General features: G+C 38.5%; 18 protein-coding genes. 17 read left to right on the top strand and 1 reads right to left on the bottom strand.

The features are described from left to right. Positions 1 to 2: 2 nt before the first annotated feature. From D2A30_05750 to D2A30_05675, 16 genes are all read left to right on the top strand, one after another. The gene (locus tag D2A30_05750; protein ULL21113.1) at positions 3 to 377 is read left to right on the top strand and encodes a DUF1149 family protein; all 375 of its coding nucleotides are present in this window, start codon (positions 3 to 5) and stop codon (positions 375 to 377) included. Next, positions 378 to 1229, top strand: coding sequence for a DegV family protein (locus tag D2A30_05745; GenBank protein ULL21112.1), 852 nt, complete (start codon positions 378 to 380; stop codon positions 1227 to 1229). Positions 1230 to 1237: 8 nt separating this feature from the next. Further along, entirely contained in the window at positions 1238 to 2005 is a 768-nt protein-coding gene (locus tag D2A30_05740; GenBank protein ID ULL21111.1) for a 4-hydroxy-tetrahydrodipicolinate reductase, read from the top strand. Next, positions 2002 to 3213, top strand: a complete 1212-nt coding sequence (locus tag D2A30_05735) for a CCA tRNA nucleotidyltransferase (protein ULL21110.1) — start codon at positions 2002 to 2004, stop codon at positions 3211 to 3213. The genes D2A30_05740 and D2A30_05735 overlap by 4 nt, the downstream gene beginning before the upstream one ends. Then, entirely contained in the window at positions 3206 to 5074 is a 1869-nt protein-coding gene (locus D2A30_05730) for an ABC transporter ATP-binding protein (protein ID ULL21109.1), read from the top strand. The genes D2A30_05735 and D2A30_05730 overlap by 8 nt, the downstream gene beginning before the upstream one ends. Further along, positions 5075 to 5410, top strand: a complete 336-nt coding sequence (locus D2A30_05725; GenBank protein ID ULL21108.1) for a hypothetical protein — start codon at positions 5075 to 5077, stop codon at positions 5408 to 5410. Between the two features lie 161 nt (positions 5411 to 5571). Further along, positions 5572 to 6531 carry an ROK family protein gene (locus tag D2A30_05720; protein ID ULL21107.1) on the top strand — a complete coding sequence of 320 codons (960 nt, stop codon included), beginning with the start codon at positions 5572 to 5574 and terminating at the stop codon, positions 6529 to 6531. A gap of 124 nt (positions 6532 to 6655) precedes the next feature. Further along, a complete protein-coding gene (locus D2A30_05715; protein ID ULL21106.1) occupies positions 6656 to 6934 on the top strand; it encodes a hypothetical protein in 279 nt (92 codons plus the stop codon). Positions 6935 to 6946: 12 nt separating this feature from the next. Continuing rightward, complete coding sequence (locus tag D2A30_05710) at positions 6947 to 7249, top strand: hypothetical protein (protein ID ULL21105.1); 303 nt, start codon at positions 6947 to 6949, stop codon at positions 7247 to 7249. A gap of 52 nt (positions 7250 to 7301) precedes the next feature. Further along, on the top strand, positions 7302 to 8141 hold the full coding sequence (locus tag D2A30_05705) for a thymidylate synthase (GenBank protein ULL21104.1): 840 nt from the start codon (positions 7302 to 7304) through the stop codon (positions 8139 to 8141). A 210-nt stretch (positions 8142 to 8351) separates the two neighbouring features. Further along, entirely contained in the window at positions 8352 to 8864 is a 513-nt protein-coding gene (locus D2A30_05700; GenBank protein ID ULL21103.1) for a dihydrofolate reductase, read from the top strand. Positions 8865 to 8866: 2 nt separating this feature from the next. Beyond that, positions 8867 to 9040, top strand: coding sequence for a hypothetical protein (locus D2A30_05695; protein ULL21102.1), 174 nt, complete (start codon positions 8867 to 8869; stop codon positions 9038 to 9040). 21 nt (positions 9041 to 9061) lie between these two features. Further along, positions 9062 to 10288, top strand: coding sequence for an ATP-dependent Clp protease ATP-binding subunit ClpX (gene clpX / locus D2A30_05690; GenBank protein ULL21101.1), 1227 nt, complete (start codon positions 9062 to 9064; stop codon positions 10286 to 10288). 60 nt (positions 10289 to 10348) lie between these two features. Further along, positions 10349 to 10936: a YihA family ribosome biogenesis GTP-binding protein gene (locus D2A30_05685; protein ULL21100.1), complete on the top strand. Its 588-nt coding sequence runs from the start codon at positions 10349 to 10351 to the stop codon at positions 10934 to 10936. 21 nt (positions 10937 to 10957) lie between these two features. Further along, positions 10958 to 11371 carry a nucleoside-diphosphate kinase gene (locus D2A30_05680; protein ULL21099.1) on the top strand — a complete coding sequence of 138 codons (414 nt, stop codon included), beginning with the start codon at positions 10958 to 10960 and terminating at the stop codon, positions 11369 to 11371. Between the two features lie 97 nt (positions 11372 to 11468). Next, positions 11469 to 13301: an elongation factor 4 gene (locus D2A30_05675; protein ID ULL21098.1), complete on the top strand. Its 1833-nt coding sequence runs from the start codon at positions 11469 to 11471 to the stop codon at positions 13299 to 13301. A gap of 49 nt (positions 13302 to 13350) precedes the next feature. On the opposite strand, the gene D2A30_05670 is transcribed toward D2A30_05675, so the two are convergent. Beyond that, positions 13351 to 13533: a 4-oxalocrotonate tautomerase gene (locus tag D2A30_05670; protein ULL21097.1), complete on the bottom strand. Its 183-nt coding sequence runs from the start codon at positions 13531 to 13533 to the stop codon at positions 13351 to 13353. Positions 13534 to 13766: 233 nt separating this feature from the next. On the opposite strand from D2A30_05670, the gene D2A30_05665 reads away from it, so the two are divergent. Continuing rightward, positions 13767 to 14792 carry a calcium-binding protein gene (locus D2A30_05665; protein ULL21096.1) on the top strand — a complete coding sequence of 342 codons (1026 nt, stop codon included), beginning with the start codon at positions 13767 to 13769 and terminating at the stop codon, positions 14790 to 14792. Positions 14793 to 14809 lie beyond the last annotated feature (17 nt).

The following is a 14809-nucleotide window of genomic DNA, read 5'->3' as shown; positions in this document are numbered from 1 at the left end:
AGATGGAAATTATTCGCGAAAAAGAATTTGTTAATCAATATCATTTTGATGCTCGTAATCATGAATGGGAAAAAGAAAATGGAGTCCCAGTGACAAAATTGAACGTTGATTTTCAATTGCTCAAGCATAGTCGTGAGGAAAATAAAACATCTATGATTACAATTCTCCGATTTATGATTGTATTGAATCAACATGTTATTACTGGAGCGATGAGCCAAGCTGTTCACTTGCAAAACCGTTTCGTTGAAGAACCAACTGAATTTACAAACGAAGATAAGCGTGTCTTGGCTGAACCACTTTTGGATATCTTAAAGAGAATGACCTATGACGTAACCGAGATTGCATTTGATGCACCTGGTGTGAATTTGGAGATTTAAATGAAAATAGCAGTTATTACGGACAGCTCGGCTGTTTTAAGCGAAACGATTTTTTCTGATGAGCGTGTCTTTGTTCTACCAATTTCTGTTACGATTGATGGGGAGTCTTATATAGAAGGACAGAATTTAACAGTATCAGAATTCTATCAAAAAATGGCTGCTTCAGCAGAATTACCAAAAACGAGTCAGCCAAGTTTGATGAAATTGGAAGAAATCCTATCTCAAGTATCGCAACAAGGATTTACTCATGCAATTGGTCTGTTTTTATCGTCAGGAATTTCAGGTTTTTATCAAAATATTCAGTATTTAGTTGATGAATTTGAAAATCTAACCATTGCAATCCCAGATTCAAAAATTACTTCTGCACCGCTTGGCATGATGGTAGAGAATGTTCTTAGATGGGCTGATGCAGGTCAGGATTTTGAAACGATTTGTGAAAAACTTAACTGTCAAATTGAACAAACCTCTGCTTTTATTATGGTAGATGATTTAGATCATTTGGTAAAAGGGGGACGCTTGTCGAATGCTGCTGCGATTCTGGGAAACCTTTTGAGTATCAAACCAATTCTTTATTTTACTTCCGAAGGGAAGATTGAAGTATACGAAAAAGTTCGTACAGAGAAAAAGGCTGTGAAACGACTTCTTGAAATTTTACAGGAAAAAACTGCGGATGGACACTATCAATTAGCTATTATTCATGCGAATGCACCTGAAAAAGCAGATAATTTCAAGGATTTGTTGGAAGAAGCTGGGGTTACTAGCGAGTTACCAATCGTCACATTTGGATCTGTAATTGGTACTCATTTAGGCGAAGGTGCCATAGCCTTTGGTATTTCACCCATTATTGAATAGGAGTTCATATGACAATTAATGTGATTATTGCTGGTTTTAAAGGGAAAATGGGATCAACAGCCGTAGAAATGGTCAATGGTGATACAGACCTCTCGTTGGCTGCCTTAGTGGATCCATTTGCAACCGAGACCGAAGTTGGTGGTGTTCCTGTTTTCAAAAACAAGGAAGAAGTTGCGGGCGTGGAAGCGGATGTTTGGGTTGACTTTACCACACCAAAATTTGCTTACGAAAATACTCGTTTTGCTTTAGAAAATGGGTTTGCACCTGTCGTTGGGACGACTGGATTTACATCGGAAGAAATTGAAGAATTGACAGCTTTGTCTGCTGAAAAAGGTTTAGGTGGATTGATTGCACCAAACTTTGCAATCGGAGCGATCTTGTTAATGCAATTTGCCGCACAAGCAGCTAAGTATTTCCCTAATCTTGAAATTATTGAACTTCACCATGATAAGAAGAAAGATGCACCAAGTGGTACAGCTGTAAAAACAGCCGAGCTGATTTCTCAAGTACGGCCAAACCTGCTTCAGGGTGCTGCAGATGAAGAAGAATTAATTGCTGGAGCTCGTGGCGCAGCATTCGATGGGTTCCGCATTCATTCCGTTCGCTTACCAGGCTTGGTCGCTCACCAAGAGGTCATCTTTGGTGCACAAGGTGAGGGTCTGACAATTCGACATGATTCATATGATCGTATTTCTTTTATGAGTGGTGTTAACCTTGGCATTAAAGAGGTTGTTCATCGCTCACAACTCGTTTATGGTTTGGAACACTTATTATGAAATTAACCAATCTGCCTTCTGAGTTTCAGGAGGCTTTGCCGATTTTAGAGAAAATTAAATCAGCTGGATATCAGGCCTATTTTGTAGGAGGGTCTGTTCGTGACGCAATTCTTGGAAGGCAAATTCATGATGTCGATATTGCCACATCCAGTTATCCGCAAGAAACCAAGCAAATTTTTCCACGCACATTTGATGTTGGCATTGAACACGGAACAGTCTTGGTTTTGGAAGGACAAAAAGAGTATGAAATTACCACCTTTCGGACGGAAGAGGACTATGTTGACTTCCGGCGACCGAGTCAGGTTTCTTTTGTGCGCTCCCTGGAAGAAGATTTGAAACGACGTGATTTCACAGTGAATGCGTTCGCACTTGATGAGGAGTCAACAATCATTGACCTATTTCAAGGGCTTTCTGACTTAGAAAATCATACACTTCGGGCTGTTGGTATTCCGTCCGAACGTTTTAATGAGGATGCCTTACGAATCATGCGGGGCTTTCGTTTTGCAGCAACACTGAACTTTAAAATCGAGGAAATCACTTTTAAAGCAATGGTAGATACTGCACCGCTCTTGGAAAAAATATCTGTAGAACGGATTTTTATCGAATTTGATAAGCTCCTGGTCGCTGAATATTGGCAAAATGGCTTGCGTGCGATGATAGATTCTAAGGCTTATCAGTTCTTGCCTGATTTGGCAGGAAAAGGTGAACAGTTAGAGACCATGTTGACTCGTTTAGATGAGGCTTTCCGATTTTCAACTTCTGAACAAGCTTGGGCCATGCTTTTTGTTTGCCTGGAAATTGAAAATATCAAATCTTTCCTGAAAAAATGGAAGACCAGTAATGATTTTCAACGGACGGTTATTCAATTAGTAGAAATATACCACCTGCGGCATGCAGGAACTGTCACAAAACAAATTTGTTTCAAGTATGGCAAAGAATTGCTCTATTTGGTTGAGGAATTGCGTCAAGCTCAAGGTTTCTCTACAGATTTCAAAGCAATAGAAAGAGTTGATCAATCTTTAACAATACATGATAGACACGAAATTGTTGTTAATGGTGGTCATCTCATGCAAGCCTTTGGTCTTAAACCAGGGCCAGTTCTAGGTGAGTTATTAAAAGAAATTGAATTCCAAATTGTTGAGGGGACCTTGGCTAATTCATCTGTAGAAATTATGACATTTGTGAAAGGAATCTTAGATAATGAGTGATTTTATCGTTGAGCATCTTACCAAGTCAGTAGGAGATAAGACGGTCTTTTCTGACCTTTCTTTCATTATTCACCAAGGAGATCGCATTGGGATAATCGGTGTCAATGGAACGGGAAAAACAACTCTCTTGGATGTTTTATCAGGTCGAATTGGATTTGATGGGGATGTATCTCCATTTCGTACAAAAAATACATATAAAATTTCATATTTGACTCAGGAGCCTGTTTTTGATGAGAGTAAAACAGTTTTAGATACGGTTTTATCTTCGGATTTACGCGAAATACAGTTGATTCGTGAGTACGAGTTGCTCATGTCGAATTATGATGAAGCAAGTCAATCAAAGTTAGAAACTATAATGACTGAAATGGATGCATTAAATGCTTGGGAAATCGAAAGTCAGGTCAAAACGGTTCTTTCAAAGCTAGGCCTTACTGAGTTAAATATGACTGTTTCTGAACTCTCAGGTGGTTTGCGTAGACGTGTTCAATTGGCCCAGGTCCTTCTTGGTCATGCAGACCTTTTATTACTCGATGAACCTACCAACCACTTAGATATTGATACGATTGAATGGTTGACAACGTTTTTAAAAAATTCTAAAAAGTCTGTCCTCTTTATTACCCATGATCGCTATTTCTTGGACAATGTTGCAACACGGATTTTTGAGCTAGACCGTGCAAATTTAACTGAATATCAGGGAAATTACCAAGATTATGTGCGCTTAAAAGCTGAACAGGATGAGCGCGACGTAGCTCTTCGTCATAAGAAAGAGCAATTGTACAAGCAGGAACTGGCATGGATGCGAAGACAGCCACAAGCGCGTGCAACAAAGCAACAAGCTCGTATCAATCGTTTTCATGACCTAAAGGGTGATTTAGCTCAGTCAATAGATGACAGTGAGCTGGAAATAAATTTTGAAACCTCACGTATTGGTAAAAAAGTCATCAACTTTGATCACGTCAGCTTTTCGTATCCAGATAAGCCCATTTTATCAGACTTTAATTTACTCATTCAAAATAAGGATCGCATTGGGATTGTCGGAGAAAATGGTAAAGGAAAATCCACCCTTTTGAATCTGATTGCTGGTGAGTTACAAGCAGATAGCGGAAAAGTGGACATTGGGGAAACTATCCGAATCGGCTATTTCTCGCAAACCATCAAAGGATTAGATGAAAGCAAGCGTGTTATCAGTTTCTTACAAGAAGTGGCTGATGAAGCTAAGACAAGTTCTGGCATGGTCTCAATTGCGGAGCTACTAGAACAATTTCTCTTTCCGCGGAATATGCATGGCACGCTGATCGAAAAGTTGTCAGGCGGGGAGAAGAAGCGGCTTTATTTACTCAAAATTCTTTTGCAACGACCAAATGTACTTCTCTTAGATGAGCCAACAAATGATTTGGATATTGCAACCTTGACAGTACTCGAACATTTCTTACAAGGTTTTTCTGGTCCAGTGATTATCGTTAGCCATGATCGGTATTTCCTAGATAAGGTAGCAAATAAAATTTTGGCATTCGAAGATAGCGGTATCGAGACCTTCTTTGGCAACTACACAGACTATTTGGATGAGAAGGCCTTTCTGGCTTCCAGCTCTGCTATTTCGCTAGAAATGCCAAAGGAAAAAACAGAAAAGGTCAAGGCAAGCAAGAAGCGGATGTCCTATTTTGAGAAGCAGGAATGGGCAAGTATTGAAGATGAAATCACTAGTTTAGAAGATCGAATTCAGGTGATTGAATCGGATATGCTCACTTGCGGAAGTGATTTTACAAAGTTGTCCGACTTGCAAAAGGAGTTGGAAGAGAAAAATAATTCTCTATTGGAAAAATATGAGCGTTATGAATACTTAAGTGAATTGGAGGGCTAGATGAAAATTCTTGTCATTTCCTATATGGTCATTTATCTGCTAGTTACGTTGGTTTCAGCCTTATTTAGTTATTTTAAAACAAGAAGAATGAATGGACTCAGACTTGTTTTGACAGTCTTGTCTATGATATTACTAGCCATAACCCTTTATTTTTATGCTCAATCCTATCATGATTTGCAAATGCTCGGGTTTGCATTAGGATTTACCTTTATCTCGACCTTATTTTTATATAATGGTACCAAAGAAGGCAGTCAATTTGCGACTGTGATGCTATTTTCCGTGGGTCGATTTATTTTGCATATTCAATTTATTATCTTGCTCTATCTTTTTCGATAGGGCTTCTTATTTTTAGAATACTTTAAATACGGTTCTTTGGAATAAAAGCTATTTCATAGAAATGATAATCTTGAACAAAGGATTATTTTATCCATGAAATGGCTTTACGCAAATGTTTGCATTGTGGTATAATTGTAAAAAAAAGATTTTAGGAGTATCTTATGTCTAAAAAAATCATCGGAATTGACCTTGGGGGAACTTCTGTTAAATTAGCGATTTTGACTACCATAGGTGAAATTCAAGAAAAATGGTCTATCAAAACAAATATTTTAGATGAGGGAAGCCATATTGTTCCTGATATCATTGACAGCATCAAACATCGTTTTGAAACATATGGTTTAACGAAAGAAGATTTTCTTGGTGTTGGTATGGGGTCTCCAGGTGTCGTTGATAGTGAAGCTGGTACTGTTATAGGTGCCTATAACCTCAATTGGAAAACCTTACAATTGGTTAAAGATCAGTTTGAATCTGCCCTCGGCTTACCTTTTTTCATTGACAATGATGCCAACGTAGCGGCTCTTGGTGAACAATGGGTTGGTGCAGGAAATAACAATCCGAATGTTGTCTTCATGACTCTTGGTACAGGTGTCGGTGGCGGTGTTATTGCTGCAGGAAACTTGATTCGTGGAGTCAAAGGTGCTGGTGGTGAATTGGGCCATATCACAGTTGACTTTGATGCACCATTTGCATGTACTTGTGGTAAAAAAGGTTGTTTGGAAACTGTTGCTTCAGCAACAGGTATTGTGAATTTGACACGCCGTTATGCTGAAGAATACGCAGGTGATGCCAAACTGAAACAATTGATTGACGACGGAGAAGAAGTTACTGCAAAAGATGTGTTCGACTTAGCTAAAGAAGGTGACGATTTGGCACTAATTGTTTACCGTCATTTTTCAAATTACCTCGGTGTTGCTTGTGCAAATATTGCAGCAGTTTTAAATCCAGCCTACATTGTTCTTGGTGGTGGTGTTTCAGCTGCAGGTGAATTCCTATTAGATGGTGTTCGTAATGTATTTGCCGACAATAGCTTCCCACAAATTAAGGAAAGTACACAAATCGTCTTGGCAACACGTGGCAATGATGCAGGTGTATTAGGCGCAGCATCACTTGTATTAAAATAATTGTCAGAAGCAGGGGAAACTCTGCTTTTTTTAATCTGCTGTGACAATTTCCTTATATACATATATTAAAAAATGTAGTATTTAAGTGTACAATGAAAGTGTAAAGAGAAAGGAGTGTCACCTTATGCAACAGGTAAACATGTCTAAAATAATCAACTATCTGACTATTCTTGGTTTATTGATTTTGTTATCTGCCTTTTTCCTTGATAACTGGATTCGAGACTGGTTATTCATGTCTAGCTGGGGAAACGTAGCAACCATGTTGATTCTCCCTCTGCTGGGTACTCTAATTCTTATACTATCTATCTACTATAAAAAATTGTGGACTGATTTAATCAGTATCTTTTTAATTATGTCATTTCCTTTGATATTCGGTATTGACTACTTTATATTTGGTCCCTAGAAGGATTTTCTTATGAGTTTGACACTATTAAAACGGTTAAATTTAGGCTTGTACAGCGTTGCAGCATTTCTCATTGTCATGCTATTTTTACCAATAGGTCAATGGTTTGACATTGTAAATGTGAATTTCAAACTAACATTTTTCATCATTCCCTTTTTCGGTCTAGCCAGTTTACCAACGGCTATTTACACGAAAAATATTCGCAAGATATTATTGAGTACCGTCTTGGTTGTTTTGTATTTTATATTGTTCAGTCTAGTAACTGCCCTTTCTGGTCTATTTCAGCTCAATCTCTACCCCTTGCTGTATAAATGAGGACTCCTGTTCAAAACTGGAGTTTTTTGCTAAGATTTGCTATACTAAAACTATGACAAAAGCAGATAGTATTTTTAAAGAAAACATTCGTAAGATTATGGAAGAGGGCGTTTTTTCAGAAAATGCTCGCCCCCGTTACAAGGATGGGAATATAGCCAATTCCAAATACATTACTGGTTCCTTTGCAGAGTATGACTTGGCCAAGGGCGAGTTCCCTATTACTACATTAAGACCTATCCCAATCAAGTCATCCATTAAAGAAATTCTCTGGATTTACCAAGACCAGACCAATGACTTGTCTGTTTTACAAGAAAAGTACGGTGTCCAGTATTGGAATGACTGGGAAGTGGAAGGAACCGGCACGATTGGCGAACGCTATGGTGCTATTGTTAAGAAGCATGACATCATTTCCAAGATTCTCAAACAATTGGAAGAAAATCCTTGGAATCGCCGCAATGTCATTTCGTTATGGGACTATGAGGCTTTTGACCAATCTGCAGGTCTGTTGCCATGTGCCTTTCAGACCATGTTTGACGTTCGACGAGTGGATGGGGACATTTATCTGGACGCAACCCTTACTCAACGATCAAATGATATGTTGGTTGCCCATCATATCAATGCGATGCAGTATGTAGCCCTTCAGATGATGATTGCTAAACATTTCGGCTGGAAGGTTGGGAAGTTTTTCTATTTCATCAACAATCTTCATATCTATGACAACCAGTTTGAACAAGCTGAAGAATTGCTACGTCGGACTCCTTCAGAAGTTGAGCCTCGTTTAGTGCTCAACGTCCCAGACGGAACAAATTTTTTTGATATTAAAGCAGAAGATTTTGAGTTGGTGGACTACAATCCAGTTAAACCGCAGTTAAAATTCGATTTAGCAATTTAACTGGATTAGCAGTGAAGACTTCGATCTTTTACCTCGCTTCATTATTTTTAGACTCGGGCTGAAACAGTCTATACTAAGACTGTTTCACTCTCCAAGTATTCTTTGAGTACTGCTACATTTTTAGAGCTATAAAAATTTGCACTAGACCTACTTGGAAAGTGCATTTTTTGTGAATTTTTGATAGAATGATAGGACGGAAAGTGAGAGAAAATGACAAAAAAGATTGTTGCTATTTGGGCTCAAGATGAAAATGGATTGATTGGAAAAGGCGATAAACTACCTTGGTACTTGCCCGCTGACTTCGCTCATTTTAAAGAAACGACAACTGGTCACACGATGGTGATGGGACGTATAACTTTTGATGGTATGGGCAAGCGTGCACTTCCAAATCGTCACACTATCGTTTTGACAAAGGATCAATCATATGTAGCGGAAAATGATCGGGTTACAGTTGTTCATAGTGTGGAGGAAGTGTTGGATTGGTATGCACATCAAGAGCAGACTTTATTTGTAATTGGTGGGAGTCAGATTTATATGGCATTTGCGGCATATATCGACCAATTGATTGTGACAGATATTCATGGTCAATTTGATGGAGATACCTTCTTTCCGAAAGATTTTCCGATGGAACAATTTTGCCTGCAGAAGAAAACACTCCGATTAAAAGATGAGGAAAATCCATTTGATTTTACTATAAAAACCTACGAAAGAAGAGAAAGTTAGGCATGGAGAGAAGTTTATTCGGTTTATTTACAGCGTTTCTCTGCGGTATATGCGTTCTTTGTGCTGTTCAAGCCTTTAGAAAGAAACGTTTTGGTCTGGCTATTTTATTTTTACTGAATGCTTTTACCAATTTGGTTAATAGTATTCATGCAATTTATGGCTTTTTATTCAGATAAGATATATGAAAGAGGAAACACATGGCTGTCAAGCATACACAAGAGCTTATCTATTGCTCATTTTGTGGTAAAAACCAAGAAGAAGTTAAAAAAATTATTGCAGGAAATAATGTTTTCATTTGTAATGAGTGTGTTGAGTTAGCTCAAGAAATCATTCGTGAAGAATTGGCTGAAGAAGTACTGACAGATTTGGCAGACACACCAAAGCCACAAGAATTACTCAATATTTTAAACAATTATGTCATTGGACAAGATCGTGCTAAACGTGCATTGGCAGTGGCTGTTTATAATCACTACAAACGTATTAATTTCCAAGATAGTCGCGATGAAAATGATGTTGATTTGCAAAAATCTAACATCTTGATGATTGGCCCGACTGGTTCAGGAAAAACCTTCCTAGCTCAGACCTTGGCTAAAAGTTTGAATGTCCCGTTTGCTATTGCTGATGCGACCGCTCTTACTGAGGCTGGTTATGTGGGTGAAGATGTTGAAAATATTTTACTTAAATTATTGCAGGCAGCAGATTTTAACATTGACCGTGCTGAAAGAGGTATCATCTATGTGGATGAAATTGATAAAATTGCCAAAAAAGGTGAAAATGTGTCCATTACCCGTGATGTCTCGGGTGAAGGTGTCCAACAAGCTCTCTTAAAAATTATTGAAGGAACCGTTGCTAGTGTACCTCCACAAGGTGGACGAAAACACCCTAATCAAGAAATGATTCAAGTCGATACGAAAAACATTCTTTTCATCGTTGGCGGTGCGTTTGATGGTATCGAGGAAATTATTAAGCAACGATTAGGAGAGAAAATCATTGGTTTTGGTCAAAACAATCGTGCTATTGATGAAAAAGAATCATACATGCAACATATCATTGCTGATGATATTCAAAAATTTGGTATTATTCCTGAGTTGATTGGACGATTACCTGTTTTGGCAGCCTTAGACCAATTAACGACAGAGGATTTGATTCGTATTTTGACTGAGCCGAAGAATGCTTTGGTAAAACAGTACCAAACTCTTTTATCCTACGATAATGTGGAGTTAGAATTTGACCAGGATGCCTTGGAGGAAATTGCCAAAAAGGCTATTGAACGGAAAACAGGTGCACGGGGGCTTCGTTCGATTATTGAAGAAACCATGATGGATGTGATGTTTGAAGTTCCTAGTCAAGAGAATGTAAAACGTGTTCGTGTTACAAAAGATGCAGTAGATGGTAAGGAAAAACCTTTGCTAGAAACTGCTTAAATAAGTACAATAAGGGGTGATAGGTTTTGACTTTCTCCCCTTCTTTATGAAAGGTACAAAATGGAAATCAATACACATAATGCTGAAATTCTGCTTAGTGCGGTTTCGAAAGCCCAATATCCAGAAGACGACCTTCCGGAAATCGCCCTTGCTGGACGATCAAACGTTGGGAAGTCTTCCTTTATAAATACCCTCTTAGGTAGAAAAAATCTTGCTCGTACATCAGGAAAGCCTGGAAAAACTCAACAACTTAATTTTTACAACATAGATGATAAAATTCGTTTTGTGGATGTTCCAGGTTATGGTTATGCAAAAGTTTCAAAAACGGAGCGTGCCAAGTGGGGCAAAATGATTGAAGAATATTTGACAACAAGAGAGAATTTACGGGTTGTTGTTAGTTTAGTGGATATGCGTCATGAGACTTCAGCTGATGACGTTCAGATGTATGATTTCTTGAAATATTATGACATTCCTGTTATTATTGTGGCAACGAAGGCTGATAAAATACCGCGTGGCAAGTGGAACAAACACGAATCAATGATCAAGAAAAAGTTGGACTTTGATATGAAGGATCAATTTGTTGTGTTTTCTTCTGAAACTCGTCATGGCTATGATCAGGCTTGGGATGCAATCTTGAAAAATATCTAATTTATAGACAGGAGAAAAGCCATGGAACGTACATTCTTCATTATCAAACCGGATGCTCTTGAGCGAGGATTGGTAGGACAAATTCTTACACGTATTGAGCGTAGAGGATTCAAGATTCGTGATTTGAAGATGCTGACTGCAACAGAAGCATTAATTGCGCAACATTATGATCATTTGACTGACAAACCTTTCTTTCCGCAATTGGTTCAATATATGACTAGTGGTCCTGTCATTGCTGGGATTTTGGAAGGTCCAGAAGTGATCAAATCATGGAGAGATATGATGGGTGCTACTAATCCGGTCAATGCACTTCCAGGAACTATTCGTGGGGATTTTGCAACGGCACCAGTTGGTGGAATGGTAGAGAATATTGTACATGGATCAGATTGCTCAGAAGCAGCTGAACGTGAAATTTCTTTATGGTTAGGACAATAGCAGTGTAGGCACCTATATTTCTAGGTGTTTTTCTTATGGAAAGTTCTAGCCAAATCTGATATAATGAAGAGTATTATACCCTTGTAAAGGATGAAACATGAATTTAGAAGAATTAAAAAAACGACAGGAGAAAATCCGTAATTTCTCCATTATTGCCCACATTGACCATGGCAAATCAACCTTGGCTGACCGCATACTCGAAAAGACAGAAACAGTTTCTAGTCGTGAAATGCAGGCTCAATTGTTAGATAGCATGGATTTGGAGCGTGAACGTGGCATAACCATTAAGCTAAATGCTATTGAGCTTAACTATACTGCCAAAGATGGAGAAACCTATATCTTCCATTTGATAGACACTCCAGGACACGTTGACTTTACCTATGAAGTTTCTCGTTCGCTTGCTGCCTGTGAAGGAGCAATTCTGGTAGTTGATGCAGCCCAAGGCATTGAAGCACAAACACTTGCAAATGTTTATTTGGCTCTGGATAATGATCTTGAAATCTTGCCAGTCATTAATAAGATTGATCTACCAGCTGCAGATCCTGAGCGTGTTCGTCAAGAAATTGAAGATGTCATTGGTTTGGACGCTTCGGAAGCGGTTCCGGCTTCAGCTAAATCAGGAATTGGTATTGAGGAGATTCTTGAACAAATCGTAGAGAAAGTTCCCGCTCCAACAGGTGATGTTGAAGCCCCATTGCAGGCCTTAATTTTTGACTCTGTCTATGATCCCTATCGCGGGGTCATCCTCCAAGTCCGTATTGTTAATGGGTTTGTAAAGCCTGGTGAAACCATCCAAATGATGAGCAATGGCAAGACCTTCGATGTTACGGAAGTCGGAATTTTTGCACCAAAAGCTATTGGTCGTGATTTCCTAGCAGTTGGAGATGTTGGTTATATCGCAGCTTCTATCAAGACCGTGGCAGATACCCGTGTCGGTGATACGGTGACCTTAGCGGAAAATCCTGCTAGCGAACCACTAGCAGGCTACAAGCAGATGAACCCAATGGTCTTCGCTGGGATCTATCCAATTGAATCCAACAAGTACAATGACCTCCGTGAAGCCCTGGAAAAGCTCCAGCTCAACGATGCCAGCTTGCAGTTCGAACCTGAAACATCGCAGGCCCTCGGCTTTGGTTTCCGTTGTGGCTTCTTAGGTCTCTTGCACATGGATGTTATTCAAGAACGGATAGAGCGTGAATTTAACATTGACCTCATCATGACAGCACCGTCGGTAGTTTACCATATTAACATGACGGACGGTGAAACGATTGATGTAGCCAACCCCTCAGAATTCCCAGATCCTACAAAAATTGCAAGTATTGAGGAGCCTTATGTTAAGGCACAAATCATGGTGCCACAGGAATATGTCGGTGCGGTCATGGAATTGGCCCAACGCAAACGTGGTGACTTTGTGACAATGGATTATATCGATGATAACCGTGTCAATGTTATCTACCAAATTCCACTTGCGGAGATTGTCTTTGATTTCTTTGATAAACTCAAGTCATCTACTCGTGGATACGCTAGCTTTGACTATGAAATTTCTGAATATCGTTCATCTAAGTTAGTGAAAATGGATATTCTCTTGAACGGCGACAAGGTAGATGCCCTCAGCTTTATCGTCCACAAGGAATTTGCTTACGAACGTGGGAAAATCATCGTGGACAAACTCAAGAAAATCATCCCTCGTCAACAGTTTGAAGTGCCAATCCAAGCTGCAATCGGTCAAAAAATCGTTGCCCGTAGCGACATCAAGGCTCTTCGGAAGAACGTTTTGGCCAAGTGTTATGGTGGTGACGTTTCCCGTAAACGCAAACTCCTAGAAAAACAAAAAGCCGGTAAAAAACGGATGAAAGCCATCGGCTCTGTCGAAGTTCCACAAGAAGCCTTCCTCAGTGTTCTCAGTATGGATGAAGACGATAAGAAATAATCTTGATATAAAGAAACACTCCTGCATTTTGTTGCAAGAGTGTTTTCTCTTATTTACGTTTCATTTCACCTTGTGGGTAGTAAGTCCCTTCAGGCATATCATTGATGAAAACATGTATGGCTTCTTTGGGTGCGTTGGTATTACGAGATACAACCTCAGTTACTTCACGTGCAAGAGCAATCTTTTGTTCTTCTGTGCGTCCTTCAAACAAATCAATACGTACAAATGGCATATATTTCCTCCTTTATTTTTCGTTTATTGTACCATAGTTTTTAGGATTCTCCAAAGATATTTCTACAAATTATTGTAAATAAGTTTGCTAATTTTATATAATATTATTAGGAATATTCAAGGAGAAGAAGTATATCTAAGAGTAAAAATTTACAAGCAAGTATTGATTTTACAACTAATAAAAAACGTAAATTTTTTAATCGTAAAACAGGTGCCATTTTAGGTGGTGTAGTCGTGACAGCCTTAGCAGGATCATACCTTACAACTGCCAAACTTCCAGCTAAAGAACATATTTTTGAAAAAAATATTGAAACTGTTTTGCAAGAATATAATGATGCTGGTTTTGAAAATGTTCAAGCTGTGAAGATAAGCGATTTAGAGTATGGAAAAGTTTCTGAAATAACTTTTGTTGAAACCGTATCAGTCGATGGCGAGGAATGGAAAGAAGGAAGTGTAGCAAAAGATACTCCGATTGAAATTACTTACCATAGTGCTATGAAAGATACTATGGAACCTCAGCTTACTGAAAATGGTAATATAAAGGATGTTGAAAAAGAATTTATTCAACTAGGATTTGAAAATATTACATTAACACCAATATTATTGGTTGCTGAAGGAAACGAAAAAAAGAAAGATATTGTGGATAGTATCAAGATTGGCTCATATGGCTATCAGCTTGGCTATTTTTATTCAAAGAGTTTACCAGTCACTTTAACATACTTTGATGTGAGCAATGACAATGTAAAAATACCTGAAAATATGTCAAAAGGATCTAGTAAATCAGAAATTGAAAAACAGTTAAAATCAGCAGGATTTGTTAATATAACCCTAACACCGAAAGCTGATAAAGATAAAACCATGCACGAGAAGATCCAGTCAATCATGTTAGATGGAAAGGAATTAAAGCTAGATACAAAACAAGAAATGGTGGTTAAGAAAAATGTCCCTATCACAGTGACTTACTCTGATTTTTCTAGTTTTGCAGAACTTCCAAATGCTATTTCAACCACGACAGTCTTTGATACAAAGAAATTATATACAGATGGTGGTTTTTCACAGGTTTCTGAACAAGCAACTGAAACAAATGATATTTCTAAAAATGGGCAAATGATTGCAGTTGAAATTGATGGGAAAGATTTTAATAGCATTAACGATAAAGTAATAACAAAAAACAGTAAGGTAATCATAAAATATTGGAATGCAGAAAAAGCAATCGCTGAGAAGGCTCGCAAGGAAGAGGAAGCTCGGCTTGCTGCCTAAGCCCAAAAAGCAGCTGA

It is taken from the genome of Streptococcus suis, assembly GCA_022354845.1.
Classification (GTDB): domain Bacteria; phylum Bacillota; class Bacilli; order Lactobacillales; family Streptococcaceae; genus Streptococcus; species Streptococcus suis_AA.
The sequence above is the reverse complement of the archived record's forward strand: the minus strand, read 5'-3'. Positions and strand labels throughout refer to the sequence as shown.